Annotated in this window: 15 protein-coding genes; 4 read left to right on the plus strand and 11 right to left on the minus strand. The window is 62.7% G+C overall.

Translation table 11 applies throughout. The features are described from left to right. Positions 1 to 91: 91 nt before the first annotated feature. The 3 genes from HMPREF3092_RS09960 to HMPREF3092_RS09970 form a co-directional block, all read right to left on the minus strand. Positions 92 to 925 carry a histidine phosphatase family protein gene (locus tag HMPREF3092_RS09960; RefSeq protein ID WP_070424773.1) on the minus strand — a complete coding sequence of 278 codons (834 nt, stop codon included), beginning with the start codon at positions 923 to 925 and terminating at the stop codon, positions 92 to 94. Between the two features lie 8 nt (positions 926 to 933). After that, positions 934 to 1,899 (minus strand): diaminopimelate dehydrogenase, encoded by a 966-nt coding sequence (locus tag HMPREF3092_RS09965; RefSeq protein ID WP_070424774.1) that lies wholly within the window; start codon positions 1,897 to 1,899, stop codon positions 934 to 936. Between the two features lie 192 nt (positions 1,900 to 2,091). After that, positions 2,092 to 2,781, minus strand: a complete 690-nt coding sequence (locus HMPREF3092_RS09970) for a DedA family protein (protein WP_083274364.1) — start codon at positions 2,779 to 2,781, stop codon at positions 2,092 to 2,094. A 181-nt stretch (positions 2,782 to 2,962) separates the two neighbouring features. Here HMPREF3092_RS09970 and HMPREF3092_RS09975 point away from each other — a divergent pair, with 181 nt between their 5' ends. From HMPREF3092_RS09975 to HMPREF3092_RS09985, 3 genes are read left to right on the plus strand one after another with little or no spacing between them, the layout of a single operon-like run. Beyond that, positions 2,963 to 3,817: a fumarylacetoacetate hydrolase family protein gene (locus tag HMPREF3092_RS09975; RefSeq protein ID WP_070424775.1), complete on the plus strand. Its 855-nt coding sequence runs from the start codon at positions 2,963 to 2,965 to the stop codon at positions 3,815 to 3,817. Further along, positions 3,818 to 4,606 carry an HNH endonuclease family protein gene (locus tag HMPREF3092_RS09980; RefSeq protein ID WP_256174422.1) on the plus strand — a complete coding sequence of 263 codons (789 nt, stop codon included), beginning with the start codon at positions 3,818 to 3,820 and terminating at the stop codon, positions 4,604 to 4,606. Between the two features lie 28 nt (positions 4,607 to 4,634). Next, a complete protein-coding gene (locus HMPREF3092_RS09985) occupies positions 4,635 to 5,888 on the plus strand; it encodes a MalY/PatB family protein (RefSeq protein WP_070424776.1) in 1,254 nt (417 codons plus the stop codon). Between the two features lie 94 nt (positions 5,889 to 5,982). Here the strand turns inward: HMPREF3092_RS09985 and HMPREF3092_RS09990 are convergent, their stop codons facing one another. Continuing rightward, positions 5,983 to 6,750 carry a YggS family pyridoxal phosphate-dependent enzyme gene (locus HMPREF3092_RS09990; protein ID WP_070424777.1) on the minus strand — a complete coding sequence of 256 codons (768 nt, stop codon included), beginning with the start codon at positions 6,748 to 6,750 and terminating at the stop codon, positions 5,983 to 5,985. A 155-nt stretch (positions 6,751 to 6,905) separates the two neighbouring features. Beyond that, entirely contained in the window at positions 6,906 to 7,820 is a 915-nt protein-coding gene (mmsB, locus tag HMPREF3092_RS09995) for a 3-hydroxyisobutyrate dehydrogenase (RefSeq protein WP_070424778.1), read from the minus strand. Positions 7,821 to 8,032: 212 nt separating this feature from the next. On the opposite strand from mmsB, the gene HMPREF3092_RS10000 reads away from it, so the two are divergent. Further along, positions 8,033 to 8,902, plus strand: coding sequence for a LysR family transcriptional regulator (locus HMPREF3092_RS10000; protein ID WP_070424779.1), 870 nt, complete (start codon positions 8,033 to 8,035; stop codon positions 8,900 to 8,902). Positions 8,903 to 8,986: 84 nt separating this feature from the next. On the opposite strand, the gene HMPREF3092_RS10005 is transcribed toward HMPREF3092_RS10000, so the two are convergent. From HMPREF3092_RS10005 to HMPREF3092_RS11545, 6 genes are all read right to left on the minus strand, one after another. Beyond that, positions 8,987 to 9,253 (minus strand): hypothetical protein, encoded by a 267-nt coding sequence (locus tag HMPREF3092_RS10005; protein WP_141738021.1) that lies wholly within the window; start codon positions 9,251 to 9,253, stop codon positions 8,987 to 8,989. Next, positions 9,250 to 10,002 carry a 3-hydroxybutyrate dehydrogenase gene (locus HMPREF3092_RS10010; protein ID WP_070424781.1) on the minus strand — a complete coding sequence of 251 codons (753 nt, stop codon included), beginning with the start codon at positions 10,000 to 10,002 and terminating at the stop codon, positions 9,250 to 9,252. Before HMPREF3092_RS10010 ends, HMPREF3092_RS10005 begins: the two co-directional genes overlap by 4 nt. Beyond that, the gene (locus tag HMPREF3092_RS10015) at positions 9,984 to 11,366 is read right to left on the minus strand and encodes an MFS transporter (protein WP_070424782.1); all 1,383 of its coding nucleotides are present in this window, start codon (positions 11,364 to 11,366) and stop codon (positions 9,984 to 9,986) included. The genes HMPREF3092_RS10010 and HMPREF3092_RS10015 overlap by 19 nt, the downstream gene beginning before the upstream one ends. 200 nt (positions 11,367 to 11,566) lie before the next feature. Further along, on the minus strand, positions 11,567 to 13,795 hold the full coding sequence (locus tag HMPREF3092_RS10020; protein ID WP_256174423.1) for a bifunctional copper resistance protein CopD/cytochrome c oxidase assembly protein: 2,229 nt from the start codon (positions 13,793 to 13,795) through the stop codon (positions 11,567 to 11,569). A 141-nt stretch (positions 13,796 to 13,936) separates the two neighbouring features. Then, a complete protein-coding gene (locus tag HMPREF3092_RS10025; RefSeq protein WP_019174058.1) occupies positions 13,937 to 14,215 on the minus strand; it encodes a mycoredoxin in 279 nt (92 codons plus the stop codon). A gap of 142 nt (positions 14,216 to 14,357) precedes the next feature. Beyond that, positions 14,358 to 14,537, minus strand: coding sequence for a hypothetical protein (locus HMPREF3092_RS11545; protein ID WP_070424784.1), 180 nt, complete (start codon positions 14,535 to 14,537; stop codon positions 14,358 to 14,360). Positions 14,538 to 14,681: the final 144 nt, after the last annotated feature.

Here is a 14,681-nt window from a genome sequence, read left to right on the forward strand (position 1 = left end):
AACTCAACCAACGTCCCCGGTTAGTACAGCTAAGGCGCAGAATCCGGCTAAAGGGAGTCGCGGGACAATCTGCCCTCGCCAGCAGTCTGCGTCAGTGCGGGGTGATGCGGCCCTCTTCGGGCGGGCCCAGGTGAGCGTGCTCGTTGAAGGTGATGAGCCTGCGGCCGTCGGTCTGGCTCATCGATGCGTTGACGAACTCGCTGTTGAACAGCACCACCTGCTCGATTTCGCGAACAGCACGCGCGGCATCCGCCGTTTCAGCAGCGGACATCTTCGGCCTGCCAGCGGGCCCACCGGCTGTATCCGCCGGGAAGCCCGCGCCGAAATCAAGAAACGCCGCGGGCCCCGTTTCCTGGGTGAAGTCGTGCCCTTCCAAACCGAAGTCCAGAATCCCGGCGGTGGAAGACCCGGCCGACGGCGCCTCGAGAGCGTGTCCTGCGAAGACCTCCGGCCGGCCCGCCATGAGCCAAGCGGAGATCACCGCGGACACACCCCCGGAGCTGATGATCAGCCCGTCGCGGCCTTCCGGCAGTCGTTCGCAGAACTCGCGGTAAGCGGCGATCACCTGACGCAGAAACGGCGGGAAATCCGATTGTGCATCAGCCATCCACAGGGCCATCGCACGGTCCAGGCGACCGGGCTCCCCCGGCTTCATGTCCGGGGTGTACTCAGCCATCACGCGGCGGTGGTCGTATTCGTTGAATCGCTCATCGCGCAGAGCCTCAAGCTTGTCGCCGAAGATGATCGACGCCGTGTCGATCTGCCGCTTGAGGGTGCCGGTGGCCACCACGGGATCGTGCAGCTTCAGCGCGGCAAGCCCGCCGCCCAACAGCCGGGCCTGGTGGTGGCCCAGAGGTGACAGAACGTCGTAGTCCTCAGCGTGCGCGGAAGCCTGCCCGTGGCGGGCCAGAACAATGCGAGTCATACCGACTATCAGATGTCGCGGGCCACCAGTTCGTCAAGGCTTGCCGTCGACAGCAGGTACGGCGCAACTTCGAGAACCGTGACGGCACCCGTGCGGCCTTCGCGGGCCATGCGGACCGCGGCACGGCCGTAGGCCAGCTGCGCGGCGGCGGTGAAGTCGGGGTTGCGCTCAAGTTCGAGGGTGAATTCGACCGAGCTGTGCGTACCGCCAAGATCACCCGAGGTGATGACGTGGCCACCGTGGGGCATGCCCTGGTGTTCGCGGTCGAAGACTTCCTGGCTGACGAATTCGACGGTCGTTTCGTAGGGCTCGAAGTAGTCGGGCATCGACACGATTTCCTGACGGATGCGCTCTTGGTCTGCTTCGTCGGCAACTGCGACAACGCGGCGGCGGTGGGCGTTCGCGCCGGTGATTTCCTCGCCGCGTCCTTCTTTAGCCGCCTGCAGGGCTTCTTCCTTCGGCAGCGTGTACTGCACGCCGGCTTTCACACCCTCCACTCGGCGCACGGCGTCGGAGTGGCCCTGCGACAGTCCCGGGCCCCAGAAGGTGTTCTGCTGGGCGTTGGGGAACAGAGCTTCGCCGATGGTGCGGTTGATCGAGAACATGCCGGGGTCCCAACCGGTGGAGATCATCGCGACGTTGCCGCCGGCCTTTGCCGCGGCGTCCATCTTGTCGCGGTGGGCGGGGATGAGGTGGTGGTTGTCGTAGGTGTCGACCGTTGTGAAGTTCTCGGCAAATGACGCAGCCTGTTCGGGGATGTCAGTTGCCGAACCCAGGCACAGGAACAGAAGGTCGACTTTGTCTTTGTGCTCGGCAGCTTCTGCCACGGGGTAGACAGCTGCGTCGGTCTCCAGTGAGTCGCGGCGGGAGAAGATTCCGTAGAGCTCCATGTCCGGCTGCTTGGCGATGAGCTTTTCAACGCTCTTGCCGAGGTTTCCGTAGCCGACGATTGCTGCACTGATCTTCTGAGTCATCGTTTCACTCCTTCGCGCTCTGGGCGCATAGATTCTGAAACGGCGTTAAGCCCGCTCCGGGTTGCTACTCTACGCCTGCTTCCGCCACGACCCTATCGACAGATTCACAGCAAACGCCGGCCCTTTCTCGCGCTCAAAAAGCAGAAAAGGACAGATCAGGCCCCGCGCTCTTCGCTTTCAGCGTCCTGGCCTTCAGCCGGACCGGCGGGCATCGCGAGCAGCCTGTTCCTTCTTGTAGGCGCGGCGTTCGCGGATGACTTCGATGGCCACGGGGATAAGCGATAGGCCGATGATGACGAGCACCCACAGGTCCACGTGTTCGCGAATGATGTCGAAGGTGCCTAGGTAGTAGCCGGCCAGGGGAAGGACAAAGCCCCAGGTGAGACCGCCCGCCACGTTCCACAAGATGAATTTGCGGTACTTGTAGTGCGCGACGCCGGCGGCCAGCGGGACGAAGGTCCGCACGATCGGTACGAAGCGGGCCAGGAACAGCGATTTCCCGCCGTGCTTGACGAAGAACTCTTCCGCCTGGCGCAGGTGGGCTGTCGACAGAACGCGTGCATCGTCTTTGAAGAGCCTGCGGCCGAACCGGTAGCCCAGGAAGTACCCCACTTGGTCACCGCAGATGGCGGCAATCCAGATGACGGGGATCAGCTGCCACAGGGGAACGCCCATTGCCGGTGACATGAGGCCCGCCACGAACAGCAGCGAGTCACCGGGCAGGAACGGGAACAGCACACCGGATTCGATGAACACGATGAGTGCTACGACCGCGAGCATCCACGGGCCTGCTGATTCGATGATCCGCTGCGGGTCGAGAAACGCCGGAGCGGCAATGATGTCGGTCGCCCCCGCTGAGGCGGCGGCAAGAGTGTCGAGCATGAGTGTCCTTCTGTATGCGTCCCCACTACTATGCCGTGTTTTTCTGTGTGCATGCCGAACAGCCGGGTGTGCCCTTCGCCTCGTTTGAGGTGGGGTTCGGGTTGACGAGGCGGAGCTCGGCTCCCCGGGAGACCTCGTGTCAGTGCCCTGGTCTAGATTGAAGAAAACACAGGAGGAACCCATGGAGCTTATGCGGATTGGTCAGGCCGGTCAGGAAACCCCGGTTGTTGTGGACGGTGAACGGTACTTCGATGCGAGCTCTGCTGTCACCGAATTCGGCGGGGACTTCGGTCCGCGCTTCTGGGCGGAAGGACTGCCCAAGCTGCAGTCGCTGGTTGAACTGGGCCAGCTTCCTCCTTTTGATGCCGAAGGCAAGCGGATCGGGGCTCCGATCGCCTCGCCGCAGGCGGTCATCTGCATTGGCCTGAACTACACCGACCACGCTGCAGAAGCGGGCCAGCCGATTCCCACCAATCTGGTCACGTTCCTCAAGCACCCGGGTACGATCGTCGGCCCCAATGACCCGGTGGGCATTCTGCCGGGTTCTGAGAAAACCGACTGGGAAGTCGAATTCGGCTTTGTCATGGGCAAGCGCGCCCATGCACTGGCTTCAGCTGAAGAGGGCCTTGCCGCGATTGCCGGCTTCACCCTGGTCAACGATGTCTCCGAACGTGCCTTCCAGAACCTCACACCCCAGTGGGGTCTGGGCAAGAACATGCCCAGCTCCACACCGGTCGGCCCGAAGGTTGTGACCGCTGATTCCATCGACCCGAACAATGTCGGTCTGCGCACCTTGGTCAACGGTGAAGTGCGGCAGGACGGCAACACGTCGAAGATGATCTTCGACGTGGGAACCATCGTGTACAAGCTGTCCCAGTACATGACTCTTGAACCCGGCGACATCGTGTCAACGGGCACGCCCGCCGGTGTGGCAATGGCCGGAACACACCCGTTCCTCGCTCCTGGCGACGTTGTTGAACTCGAAGGCGACGGACTGGGCTCGCAGCGTCAAGAATTCTTCCAGCGCGAAGGCTGAGTGTCTGTGCGCTCACCGCGCAGGTGGGTTCCGGCTGTACTGATCGCACTGCTCGTCCTGAGCGGCTGTGCCCCGTTGCCGGAATCCTCACCTGGTGAAACATCCGTCCCAAATGCCACTCCGACGACGGCCCAAGAGCCGTCTGAAGGCCCGAGCCTCTCACCCACTCCACCCCCGAAAAGGCCGCAGGCGCAGAAGAAGCCGGGTGGCACCTCGGACGTGGGGCCAGCAAACCCCGGCGCCCAGAAGTCACTGGCCGCGCTGAAGAAGCTGCCGGTCAAGGGCAAAGCCCCGGCCACTGGCTATGGGCGGGTCGAAAAGTTCGGCAAAGCGTGGACGGACACCGACTTCAACGGCTGCCGCACCCGCGACGACATCCTGGCTCGGGACCTCGTTAACATCACCCGCGATGGCCGTTGCAAAGTCATGTCCGGCACTCTCGTGGATGCCTACACGGGCAAGCGGATCGACTTCGTACGCGGCCAGACCACCAGCCAGAAAGTGCAGATCGACCATATTGTTGCGCTGCACAACGCGTGGATCACGGGTGCGCAGCAGCTGACCCAAGAGCAGCGGGTCGAATTCGCCAACGATCCGCTCAACCTCATTGCCGTCGACGGAGCCACGAACTCCGCCAAGGGCAATAAGGACGCCGCCTCGTGGCTGCCGCCGAACAAGTCCTACCGCTGCACCTACGTGGGCTTGCAGATCCGGGTGAAGGAAAAGTACTCCCTGTGGGTCACAAAGCCCGAACGCGACGCCATGGAGCGAGAACTCAACAAGTGCTGAGGCGGGTGAACGGCGTTAGGCTGGCTTCATGCACCCGTATGACAGCATCACTCGCAAGCAGATCGAAGAGCGCGGCAGCCGGAAGTGGTCCGAATACCCCGGGGCGATCGGCGCTTGGATTGCGGAAATGGACTTCGGCATTGCGCCGGTCATCCGCGAAGCTCTCAAAGTCATCGACGAAAACCAGCTTTATGGCTATACCCCGCCCGAACTGCTGAAGGGTCTGGGCGAAGCCACTTCCGAGTTCTACGCTTCGCGCTACGGATGGGAATTCCCCGCTGAAAACGTGTTCCCCGCGTCCGATGTTCTGCTGGGCATGGGAGGTTTCCTCGACATTCTGGTGCCCCGCGGCGCCAAAATCGTGGTGCCCACGCCGGCGTACATGCCGTTCCTCACCGTCCCCGGCGCGTTTTTCCGCGACCATGTCGAGGTGCCCCAGAAGATTGTCGACAGCCCCTCTCCGGAGCTGCTTTCCACCTCGGCAGGCCGGGAAGACGCACCCGCCCCGCTTGCCGGACGACACTGGGAAATGGACTTCGAAGCGATCGATGCGGCGCTGTCCACTGCCGGTCCGGACGGAGGGCCCGGTGGTGTGCTGGTGCTGTGCAATCCACACAACCCCACCGGTCGTGTGTATACGCGGGCTGAACTCGAAAAGATCACCGAGATCGTCGAAAAGAACGGCGCTCTGGTGTTTTCGGATGAAATCCACGCACCGCTGACCTACAGCGGCTTCCAGCACATTCCCTACGCTTCGACCTCAGAGGCTGCGGCACGACACACCCTGACGGCGACATCACACACCAAGTCGTTCAACACCCCGGGCCTGAAGTGCGCTCAGCTGATCTTCACGAACGACGAGCACCTTGCCGCCTGGAAGAAGCACGGTACGCAGTTCTCCGGTTCGGCGGCAACACCGGGTGTCATTGCCGGCATCACCGCCTACCGCGAGGGCGGCGAATGGTTGGCCGACACTCTCGGCTATCTCGAGCAGACTCGTGATTTCATTGCCGACTTCGCAGCGGCAGAGCTTCCGGAGCTCGGCTACATCAAACCGCAGGGAACGTACCTGTCGTTCTTCGATGCGAACGCGCTGGTCCCCCGCCTGCCCGAAGGCGTGAGCCCCCAGCAGTTCTTCTTGCAGGAAGCCCGTGTAGCCATGAACGACGGCACCACCACCGGACAGGCCGGCAAGGGCTGGGTGCGCTTCAACATGGGAACACCGCGGCCCATTGTCCAGGACGCACTCGAAGCAATGGCTGCAGCCATCCGCAAACTGTAAGAAAAAGCGCCGTGACCCGGCATCGAACGCTAGGCCACGGCGCTTCTTCAGCGCAGACTCAGCTGCGAATACCGCGCCCGCGCTTGCTGAAACTTCAGCTGCGAGCACCGAAAACGCTCGAGCCGACGCGCACAATCGTGGCGCCTTCTTCAATCGCGAGTTCAAAGTCGGCGGACATGCCCATCGACAGTTCAACCGCATCGGCGGGCAGGACTCCGCTGTCGCGCAGGCGCTGCGACAGTTCGCGCAGGTCAGCGTAGGAGGGGCGGATTTCGTCGGCCGTTGATCCGGGCAGTCCGATGGTCATGAGCCCGCGAATCCGCAGGCGCTCAAGCCCGCGCACTTCTTCAATGAGCTGTTCGGCCTCTTCTGGGGCGACACCGAATTTGCTGTCTTCGCGTGAGGTGTTGACCTGAATGAAGATGTCGAGGCTGTCGCGTTCCAGCAGCTGAAGCCGGTTGTCGATCCGCTGGGCCAGGCGCATGTTGTCAATAGACTCAATACACGTGCACGATTCGACGGCAAGCGTGTGGTTGACCTTGTTGCGCTGCAGCGGCCCAATGAGGTGCGCGACCGGGTTGAGGTCGGCCAGCCCTTCGGCTTTGGCGGTGAGTTCCTGCTGCCGGTTTTCGCCGATCAGCCGGTAGCCGTGCTCAATGGCCGTGCGGATCTTCTGGACCGGCTGCGTTTTGACGGCCAGGAGCACTTTGACGTCTTCGGCCGCAGCCTCCGGGTTGCCGCCGCCGTAGCCTCGTCCCGCTGCTTTCGCGGCGGCCTCGGCACGCTGGGCAACATCGTCCAGCTTGGCGCGGATCTCGTCGCGCTCAGCATCGGTCAGAATCGGCTCATCGGCATTCGTCACGGGCACTCCTCGCCTAGAAAAACACAGCTTCCCTAAGGGTAGCCGGGGCTGTTCTTACCCCGCTGGGCCGCGCCCCATTCCCCTGCCCCAAAGCACGAGGTGGAGGTCGGCACTGTGCCGACCTCCACCTCGGGAGTGGGTTTGGAGAGGGCCCGTCAGCTGAAGTTCTTCGGGAGGCCTTCTGCTTCGGGGTCGATGTTGCGGATCAGCGCCATGGTGTCGGCCAGTTCCCAGCCTTCGTCGATGAGCTTGTCGAGCTTGTCGGCAACGAGCTGTGCGGCATCGAGCGGGACACCCTGGCTTTCGCCGCCGGCGAGCGCCAGACCGAGGTCTTTGCGCATGAGCGACACTGCAAAGCCGGGCTTGAAGCCGTTGTTGGCTGCCGCGGTGTCGACAACACCGGGCACGGGATACCAGGTGCGCAGCGGCCACGAGTCGCCGGAAGACACCTTGGCGATGTTGATGAACGTTTCGTGCGAAAGGCCGAAGCGATCAGCGAGCACGGCACCTTCAACAACACCCTGGGCGCTGATGGCCAGCATCATGTTGTTGACGATCTTGGCGGCCTGACCGGCGGCGTCACCACCTGCGTGGAAGATGTTGCCGGCCATGGGCTCGATGTACTTCTTAGCGGCTTCGAAGTCTTCGTCTTCGGCGCCGACCATGAAGGTCAGGGTGCCGGCGGCCGCGCCGGTCACACCACCGGAAACGGGCGCGTCGAGGAAGACGTAGCCGGCTTCGCGTGCCGCGTCGTGCAGGGCGCGGGCGGTGTCGAAGTCGATGGTGGACGAGTCCACGAGGATGGTGTCCTTCGAAGCGACTTCAAGCACACCGCCGTCGGTGAGGTACACCGAGCGGGCGTGTTCGCCCTTGGGAAGCATGGTGAAGACGATTTCGGCGCCGTTTACGGCCTCTTCAATTGACTTCGCCGGGGTGATGCCGTCTTCTGCTGCAGCGGTGACTGCGGCTTCGACAACGTCGAATCCCTGAACTGTGTGGCCTGCCTTGACGAGGTTTGCTGCCATGGGGCGTCCCATGTTGCCCAGACCTACCCAACCGATGATTGCCATCATGCCTCCTTGCAAATGGTGAGTGCACACTGCCGCCCGACTGTCTGCACCGGCTGTGCTTCTGCACTCGCGGTGCGCTGCTAAGCGGCCGAAATTCATGTTCAGCATAACGCCGGGCATTGCGCAGATCACACTGTTCGGCCCTGTTTTCGGACGGCACTTGCGCACCGCGGGAGTGCGTCAGCGCACATTCGGCTCAGTAGACTGGCACCATGAACGTCTCCCGTCCCCCGGTGTCGCCGGATGATCTGCTTGCCCTTCTGGCTGTTTCTCGTCTGGGCAAGTACACGGCGGCGGCCGCGAGCATGGGGGTGACGCACACGACGGTGTCGCGGCGCATAGCGAACCTCGAAAAGGCGATCGGCGAAACTCTTCTGACGGCCACACCGGATGGCTGGGAGCTCAGTGCGGCCGGCCGCAGGCTCATGCCGGGTGCTGAAATGATCGAGAAGGCTCTCGGCTCAATTCAGGTCGATGCGCCGGACACCTCGATGTACGGGAACGTGCGCATTGCCTGCCCCGAGGCTTTTGCCATGTTCTATGCGGTTGATGCTCTGGCTCAGCTGCAGGCTGAACACAAGCGCCTCAACATTGAGATGACCACTTCCACGCAGCGAGCACGCCAGCACAGGTCAGGTTTTGACGTTGAGATCGTGGTGGAAAAACCGGATGTTTCCAACGCCACGGTCCACCACCTGCGGCCCTATGAGCTGGGCTTCTACGCCTCTGAAAGCTACCTGGCGACCACGCAGGCTCCGCAGACCACGGAGGATCTGCGGGCGCATCGACTGATCTACTACGCCGAGCACTCCCTGGGTGTGGCCAGCTTGGAAAGCGCGTGGAACGTGCTGCCAGAACCGGCCGGACACTTCTATTCGAACTCGGCACTCGCTCACGTCCAGTCCTGCCGCCGAGGTGTCGGAGTGGCTCTTCTGCCGACTTTCGCCGGTGAGGGTCTCACCAGGGTGATCCCCAACTTTTCGCTGCCCGTGCACTACTGGGCGGTTGTCAGACCCGAAGCACTGCGGCGAACCGCAGTGCAGGCAGTTGTGCGCGCCCTGACGGTGCCGGAGGGCGAATGACTGCAGGCTGTGATCACAGCCTGCAGGCGTGACGGTCGACTGCAGGCTCCCCGCCTGAGCGAGAGCACCGCCTACCGGCCCTGCTCACTGCCCTGACGCGCGCTTTCTGTCCAGGAATTCAAACGCCCAGCCGATAACCGCCCAGATGCTGAGCACCCCGGCGGCGGCAGCGCAGATCAGCGCGAAGAAGAACACTCCCGACTGCGACGAACCGGCCACCGTGAACAGAACCAGCGCAAGCACCACGGCAGCAATCGCCGCAATGCTCACCCAGCGCAGGATTCTGCGGGTGCCGGTGCGGCTGCCGGGCATACGCCCAGCAGCTCCGCGCCCACCAGACCCAGCACTCATGCCGCGGACCATCCGCCGTCAATCGAGTGTGCCGATCCCGTGATGACACCCGCGGCATCAGAGGCTAGGACGACGGCCAGCTGCGCCACCTCGTCAGCTTCGGGCAGACGAGGCACCGCGGAGTGGCCCAGAAAGACCTCTTCAAGCACACGGTCCTCAGAGATCCCGCGGGTGCGGGCCTGGTCGGCAATCTGCTGTTCCACCAGCGGAGTCATAACGTATCCGGGGTTGATGGCGTTGGCGGTAACCCCCTTCGGCCCGCCTTCCAGCGCAGTAGTCTTCGTCAGTCCCATCAGCCCGTGCTTGGCCGCAACATAGGCGGACTTGTAAGCCGATGCGCGCAGCCCATGCACGCTGGACATGTTGATGATCCGGCCAAAACCGCGTTCGTACATGCCCGGCAGAACCGCTTTTGTCAGGACGAAGGGCGCTTCGAGCATGAGCTTGTTGATCAGCTGCCACTTGTCCAGCGGGAAGTCTTCGAGCGCTTCGATGTGCTGGATGCCGGCGTTGTTGACCAGAATGTCGTAGTTCAGGTTGAGCCCGTCGAGCGCTTCTGTGTCTGCGAGATCCACCTGCCAGTGCTTACCGCCGATCTTCTGAGCGATGTCCTTCGCTGCATCGCCGTTGATGTCGGCAACCGTGACCGTCGCACCTTCGGCGGCAAACGCTTCCGCTATCGCCTGGCCCAGACCGGAAGCTCCTCCCGTCACAAGGGCGCTTCGTCCGTTCAGTCGACTTTCTGCCATCGTGTTGTCCTCCTGCTTAAGGGAATCGGCGCTTGCACACCGAAGCGTTCGGCGTCGGCGCGGTCGATGTCCGCGAAGTCGATGCCGCGCGTTTCCTTGGTGAAGGCCAGGGCGATGAGCGAAATGACCGCGGCGATTGCAGCGTAGATGGCAATCGGGATGGCCGAATTGAACTTGTCCAGCAGGAACACGGCAATGATCGGAGCGAAGGACCCGGCGACGATAGCCGTGACCTGGTAGCCGAATGAAACACCGGAGTTGCGCATGCGGGTGGGGAACATTTCGGACATGATCGCCGGCTGCGGCGCGTACATGAGGGCGTGGAACACCAAACCGGCCAGCATCGCGATGAAGATGTTGAACGGATCGCCCGTCGAGTACAGGTGGTAGGCGAAGAAGCCCCAGGATGCGGCCAGCAGAATTCCCACCAGGTAGGGCGGTTTGCGGCCCACGATGTCGGTGATCTTGCCGACCAGCGGCACGAGGCAGGCGTGGATGGCGTGTGCACCCAGCAGAAGCCCGAGGATTTCGCTGGACTTGATGTTCACTTCGACCGACAGGTAGGTGATTGTGAACGTCACCACCAGGTAGTAGTGGATGTTCTCAATCAGGCGCAGGCCCATGGCGCAGAGGATGCCGCGCGGGTACTTCTTCAGAACCGAGAACACGCCGTAGTCGGCAGCGCCTTCGTCAATGGCGTCCTTGGTTTCGTGGAAGATCGGGGCGTCAGAGACCTGAGTGCGGATGTACCAGCCGATGAGCACGATGACAGCCGACAGCCAGAAGGCGATCCTCCAGCCCCAGGACATGAAGTGGGCTTCGTCGAGCGTGGTCGACAGGACCCACAGGACGGCGGTGGCCAGCAGGTTGCCCAAAGGAACACCGGCCTGCGGCCAGGACGACCAGAAGCCGCGGGATTCCTTCGGCGAGTGCTCTGCAACCAGAAGCACAGCACCACCCCATTCGCCGCCGACCGCGAAGCCCTGCACAAAGCGCAGGAACACCAGCAACAGCGGCGCCAGAATGCCGATCGCCTGGTATGTGGGCAGGCAGCCCATGAGGAAGGTGGAAACACCCACGAGGATGATCGACAGCTGCAGCAGCTTTTTGCGGCCGAGCTTGTCACCGTAGTGACCGAAGACGATACCGCCGACGGGGCGGGCGATGAAGCCGACCGCATAGGTCACGAACGCCGCGAGAATCGGGGTGAGCGGGTTGTCTGACGGCGGGAAGAGAATGTGGTTGAACACCAGGGTCGCAGCTGACCCGTAGAGGAAGAATTCATACCATTCGACGACCGTTCCGGCCATCGAGGCGGCGACGACCTTCTGCAGGCCGCGACGCTCCTGAACGTCCATTGCCATTTCGGCTCCTTTGCCTCATAGTGCGTGCGACTCAACGCGCGGGGCTGTCGACTGCCGCGGCGGCGCGGGCAGCAGCGCTCACGCAATTGTGAGATGACCCACTATAAGCGCACACTGAGCCGCAAAGGGCCTTCGTACCGCCATTCGGCATTGAGAATATGCGCACTCCCGCTGTGCCGGGGCGCACAGGGTGGCGAGATTCAGCGTTTGCCGCCCAGTGAGGCCAGGTATTCGTTGTAGGCGCGCAGTTCGGCGTCACCGGAACGGGCTTCTGCGCGGTCTTTTCGTTTGGCTTCGCGGTCGGAGGCCTTCGACCATTGGACCGCGGCGGTGAACGCCAGGATGAGTGTGGGGAATTCGCCGATGCCCCACGCGATTCCGCCGCCCAGCTGTTGGTCGTCAAGGGCGCTGATCCACGTTTGGCCCATGTTGCCGTACCACTCGGGTTCAATGAGCACTTCTGTGGTCATGATCGAAATGCCGAAGAAGGCGTGGAAGGTCATGGTCACAAGGAGCACCACGAACCGCACCGCGTGGGGGAAGCGCTTCACGCCGGGGTCCACGCCGATCATGGCCTGCGCGAACATATAGCCCGCCGCCAGGAAGTGGATGATCATAAGTTCATGGCCCAGGTGGTACTTCAGCGCGTACCACATGATGCCGCTGTAGTAGAAGACGATGAGCGAACCGGAGAAGTTGATCGACGCGACAATCGGGTGAGCCCAGAAGCGCATGTACCTGGAGTGCACCAGGATGAGGATCCATTCGCGCACACCGCGCGAACCGTCTTGGCGGGGGTGGATGGCACGCATGAGCAGCGTGATGGGAGCGCCCACAACCATGGGGATCGGCACGAGCATGACAATCAGCATGTGCTGGATCATGTGGCCGGAGAACAGCACGCGGCCGTACACCATGGGACCGCCGCACGTGACGTAGATGAGCATGGCCATGCCGCCCACCCACGAAATGGTGCGCCACAGAGGCCACTGTCCGCCGCGCTTCTTCAGTTCGCGGTAGCCCATGATGTACAGGACTGAGGCCCCGACGCCGATGACCACCCACAGCGGGTCAAAGCGCCACTGCAGGAAGTAGTTGTACCACAGCGGTTCCGGCGGCAGGAGTTCGCCGGAAAGGATTTCCGAGGGGGTGGGCTGCGAGCGCAGCTCCTGCGGGACTGGCGGCTGCGAACTGGCGAGCACGATGCCGATGGCGACAACCGCACCGAAGATGGCGATCTCGGCAAGGACCAAACGCCAGAATTCTGCGGCGGCGCGCATGCTCGAGCCAAGCCGACCGATGATCCGTTCGCGGTGCCAGAACCCGATCAGGCCGAGGATGACGGTGAAGACGACCTTGATGATAACCAGCTGCCCGTAGGGGGTCAGCCAGTCGTCGAGGCCTTTGACGCGCAGTGTCGCGTTGACGAAGCCGGAGTAGGCCATGATGACGATCGAAAACAGGGCGATCGTCGAGTAGCGCTTAATGATTTCGCCCAGGTCCTGCCGTCCCGTAAGGGTCGGTGAGATCAGCGCGAGGACCACGAGTCCGCCGACCCACGCCATGACCGCAACCAGGTGCAGGCCCAGACTGTTGACGGCTTCGAAGTGCCCCTTGGCTTCTGCTGCGTGACCCATGAGCGCCTGCGGCAGCAGGATGAGCACCGTCAGAAGCGCCGTCCAGCCAATGCCGGCGAAGCTGCGGGTGGCGAACAGGATCATCGACATGACGATGGCGGTGACCACGACCAGCGACCACAGTCGGCCCGAGTCGATTTGAGTGATGTAGGCGCCCAGCTGGGCGGAGAATTCGGCCTGCGTTGCGTTTGTCGCCGCCGTGCCGGCGGTGTTGACGTAGCGCAGAATCAGGGTGGCAACCGAGGACAGGACAAGGAAAATCGACCCGATCTGCGCTGTCAGGAGCGCTGCCGCCCACGATGGGTCGAGTTCGACGTCGCGGTCCGCTTTGCGGTCAGTCTTGAACGCGTCTGCACCAGAAGCGGACGCTGCTGTGGCCTCAGCAGTCAATGTTGCAGCAGCCGCTGCTTTCCCAGTGGCCGATGCATTGCCGGCCGCAGCTTTTTTCGCCGCGAGCTGTTTGGCTTTCTTTTCTGCCCTGCGCGCTCCCGCACCGCGACGGCGCTGCGGTTTCGACCGCGGCAGGATGAGCATCATGAGGATGATGGCGCCGATGACCACCACGCTGGCCGCCTGGAAGAAGAATTCGGCGATCGGCAGGCCGATGCGGCCCAGCGGACCAGAGTCCCCGACGAGCATGGGATTCGTGGCGCCGGTGTACATGAGCGCCCAGGCCCCGAAAGCGGCGCCGACGACCGTGAAGAGCGGAATGGCCAAACGGCGGGCGAGCACGGCAGCTGACGAAGCTCGTTTGGAGTCCGCAGAACCAGAGGAATGATCATTCGGGGGCATGCCAATAGGGTACTAAAGCCCTCTGACACGGCCGCTGGGACGTCGGTTTCTGCTGAGGTCAGCGAAGGCGGATCCGAACACAGAAAAGCCGCAGCGCCAGGGGTCCTGGTCGCTGCGGCAAAGAGGTATGAGCGGTGCTTCTCAAGCGAGGCTTTCGAGCTTCTTCTTGACTTCGCCGATTCCCGGGTTGGTCTGGGTGGTGCCGTCCGCGTAGAGAAGAGTGGGCACGGTCTGGTTGCCGTCATTGGCGGCTTCCACAACCTGCGCGCCGTTTTCGATCTCTTCGATGTTGACTTCGCGGAACTCAATCCCCTGCTGCTTCAGCTGGGGCATAAGGCGCTTGCAGTAGCCGCACCACGATGTGGTGAACATGGTCACTGTGCCGGCTTCGGGAAGGAAGGGTGCGGTGATGTCGGACATGAACACTCCTTACGCAGAGTCTCGCGGTATCTTGCTGAGTTGGGAACGAAAGGCGCGGGAACCTTATTCCCTCTCCTTCCACCTCGTGCCCCGAAAGCGACCGAGGTGGAGGTCGGCTCACCGCCAGCCGACCGGCTGGGGATCAGCGGCCGAATAGGCGAGCGAAGACTCCGCCCGAACCCGCTTGCCCTTTTTCTGCGTCCGAGTGTTTGCCGTCGCACCACTGCGAGGCCGGCACCTGCTTTTTGACATCGGCCACGTGCTGACCGCATCCAGCCCACGTGGTTTTGCTGCACACCCGGCAGGTGACTGGTCGGCACATAGCAGAACTCCTTATCTGAGAGCCGCCTACGAAACCGGCAGCTGAGCTACTGCCCATTATCCCTATCTAAGGGCCCGTGTGCTTGCAGGGCGCACTCCCACAGCTCGTTCTGTGAAGCGTCCTGGGTTTAGTTCCGCTTCTATT

Origin of the sequence: Brevibacterium sp. HMSC24B04 (assembly GCF_001806835.1) — a bacterium.
GTDB classification, from domain to species: domain Bacteria; phylum Actinomycetota; class Actinomycetes; order Actinomycetales; family Brevibacteriaceae; genus Brevibacterium; species Brevibacterium ravenspurgense.